This window comes from Anaplasma marginale str. Florida, assembly GCF_000215485.1.
GTDB classification, from domain to species: domain Bacteria; phylum Pseudomonadota; class Alphaproteobacteria; order Rickettsiales; family Anaplasmataceae; genus Anaplasma; species Anaplasma marginale.
In genome coordinates, this window is the sequence record NZ_AFMS01000072.1 from 1 (window position 1) to 588 (window position 588).

Annotated in this window: 1 protein-coding gene; it reads left to right on the plus strand. The window is 49.8% G+C overall.

Features of this window, described 5'->3' with window-relative positions; translation table 11 throughout:
* On the plus strand, positions 1-588 hold a 588-nt coding region (locus tag GAC_RS01990), incomplete at both ends, for a sigma-70 family RNA polymerase sigma factor (RefSeq protein ID WP_037349173.1).

A 588-nucleotide genomic window follows, 5' to 3' on the forward strand; every position in this document is an offset into this window, starting at 1 on the left:
CATGGGGTTCAAAAGCTACGGTCTCCCCATTATGGAGCTGATCATGGAGGGGAATATAGGCCTGATGCAGGCGGTGAAAAGGTTTAACCCGGATCTTGGCTTCAGGCTTGCGACGTATGCCGTGTGGTGGATAAAGGCCTCTATCAAAGACTATATTTTGCGCTCATGGTCTTGCATACGTGTAGGTACAACGCAGGCGCAGAAGAAGCTGTTTTTCAGCCTTAGAAAGATTAAAAAGCGGCTGTTGAGCTGTGGTTCTTCTATGACCAAAAAGGAAATCAAAGCTATTGCGGAGGAGTGCGCCACTTCAGAGGAGGAAGTTGAGAGGATGGACCGGTTTTTTGCCAATCGGGACGTTTCGCTTAATGAGCAGGTGCATGGGGAGAGTTCTGTTGAACTGCAAGATCTTGTACCTTCCTCGCTGCCCAGCCAGGAGATTATGTACCTTGCAGATGAGGAGAGTGCCATTAAGAAGTCTATGTTTGATTCAGCCCTCGCCACCCTGGATGATAGGCACCGAGACATTTTCACCAGGCGCAGACTGCAGGAACGTCCGGACACTCTGGAGAAGCTGAGTGAAGAGTATGG